Source organism: Fictibacillus aquaticus (genome assembly GCF_002245695.1).
In the GTDB taxonomy this organism is placed as follows: Bacteria; Bacillota; Bacilli; order Bacillales; family Fictibacillaceae; genus Fictibacillus; species Fictibacillus aquaticus.
Genome location: NZ_NOII01000084.1, coordinates 1 through 2,086, shown reverse-complemented (window position 1 = coordinate 2,086; position 2,086 = coordinate 1). Strand labels below are relative to the sequence as shown.

General features: G+C 44.2%; 3 protein-coding genes. 2 read left to right on the top strand and 1 reads right to left on the bottom strand.

The genetic code is table 11. The annotated features are described in order from the left end of the window. Positions 1-143 precede the first annotated feature (143 nt). A complete protein-coding gene (gene argF / locus CGZ90_RS20040; protein WP_094254237.1) occupies positions 144-1,094 on the top strand; it encodes an ornithine carbamoyltransferase in 951 nt (316 codons plus the stop codon). 73 nt (positions 1,095-1,167) lie between these two features. Here argF and CGZ90_RS20035 read toward each other — a convergent pair whose 3' ends face one another. Continuing rightward, complete coding sequence (locus CGZ90_RS20035) at positions 1,168-1,407, bottom strand: NifU family protein (protein WP_094254236.1); 240 nt, start codon at positions 1,405-1,407, stop codon at positions 1,168-1,170. Between the two features lie 152 nt (positions 1,408-1,559). Between CGZ90_RS20035 and CGZ90_RS20030 the strand changes: the two genes are divergently transcribed. After that, positions 1,560-1,886, top strand: a complete 327-nt coding sequence (locus CGZ90_RS20030) for a YuzD family protein (protein WP_094254235.1) — start codon at positions 1,560-1,562, stop codon at positions 1,884-1,886. Positions 1,887-2,086: the final 200 nt, after the last annotated feature.

Here is a 2,086-nt window from a genome sequence, read left to right as displayed (position 1 = left end):
GGTTATTTCCCTGAAAAAGAGTGACGATAAGATCGTGAAAGAGGCAGCGCTGAACCGTCTTCATGTCTGGACACGTTCAGAAACGGCGGCCGCATATTTAACAGCACTTCAGCATAATACAAAAGATAAGGCAGGGATGAAAAATGGGACTTATTCAGCCGTTTAAACCAAAGTTGAAGAAGAAGGATTTTCTGGCGCTGAAAGATTTTACAACAGCAGAGATTCTTGATGTGCTTAATCTGGCGCGAGAACTAAAGAAGCAAGGAAAAGCAGGACAGCCTCTTCTTAAGGGGAAGGTCCTTGCGATGATCTTTGAGAAATCATCTACACGTACAAGAGTTTCTTTCGAGGCTGGCATGATTCAGCTCGGCGGGCAAGCCATAAATTTATCGACTAGAGATATCCAAATGGGGAGAGGCGAGACAGTCGCTGATACAGCGAAGGTTCTATCGAGCTATGTGGACGGGATCATGATCAGAACGTATAAGCAGTCAGTCGTGGAAGAGTTGGCTGCTAACAGTACAGTACCTGTGATCAACGGACTGACGGATGATTTCCATCCATGCCAGGTGCTGGCCGACCTGCTGACAATCCTTGAAGTGAAAGGCTCGTTCCACGGTAAAAAACTGACGTATATCGGAGACGGCAATAATATGACGCATTCGCTCATGATGGGCGCAGCAAAGGTTGGGATGAACTGTACTGTTGTAACACCGGAAAGCTACAAGCCTCAGGAGAGATTTTTCAAGGCTGCGCAAGAGGAAGGCAAGCTGACAGGTTCTGTAATTGAATGGACATCCGATCCTGTAAAAGGAGTCGCTGGCAGTGATGTGATCTACACAGATGTGTGGGCAAGCATGGGTCAGGAAGAAGAGGCAGAAGAACGCATTAAAGCTTTTGCTGATTATCAGGTGAACAGCGATCTTGAGGCACATGCAAAAAAGGATTACACCTTCATGCACTGTCTGCCCGCGCACCGCGGCGAAGAAGTAACAGCTGAGATACTTGATGGTCCACACTCTGTCGTTTTTCATGAAGCTGAAAACAGGCTGCACGCACAAAAAGCGCTGCTTACGCTGCTGATGGGTGACTGAAGAGTATATATCAAAACAAAAGGCTGGCATAGAGGGAAATCCCATTATGCCAGCCTTTTTTTGTTAAATTTGATTAAAACACTTGCTCTAGCTCGACAACGCCAGGTACTTCTTCAAGAAGAGCGCGCTCGATGCCAGCTTTAAGTGTGATCGTAGAACTTGGGCAGCTTCCGCAAGCTCCCATAAGACGTACTTTTACAACGCCTTCTTCAATATCCACTAGCTCGACGTCGCCTCCGTCGCGAAGCAGGAATGGACGCAATTTATCAAGAACTTCTTCTACTTGTTCATGCATAGTCGTATTTTCAGCCATGTTTCAAGCTCCTTTCTTAAAAAACCTTACTTTTATTATACGGGAACGTAATAAAAAAATCCATGAACGTGTATCACGGTTTCTGTACCTTTCGAAAAAAATGAAAATAAGATAAAATAAGAACAACAGAGAAGTGTGAGAGGTGGTTCTTCATGACGATAAAAGAAGTTTTGATAAAAGTATACGGTGCAGAACAAAAATGCCCAAGCTGTGTGAATCTGCCTTCTTCTAAAGAAACGGCAGAATGGCTGGAGGCAGCCATTGCAAGGAAATTTCCGGAGCAATCTTTTACCATTTCTTATATCAACATGGAGTCACCTGAAACGGATGAAGATACAGCTTTCGTCGAAATGATGATAGAAGAAGATTTGTTTTATCCAGTAGTCGTGATAGACGGTGAAGTTGTGGCAGAAGGAAATCCGCGTCTGAAAACGATTTTTGATTATATGGAAAAGAGCGGATATAAGGCAGCAGTCTAAAAGAAAAGGGCGGGTATCCGCCCTTTTTTGCGTGAAATGGGTTTGTACACATGCGTGTCTTCCTGACCTGAATATGATGGTATGGATTAAAAAGGAGGAACACCCTAGTGCAATATAAAGAAGACTGCGGATGTAAAAAAACCAAAAAAGACTGCGGCTGCGGAGAATCATCATCTGTTCCATATGGCATCCATTATACC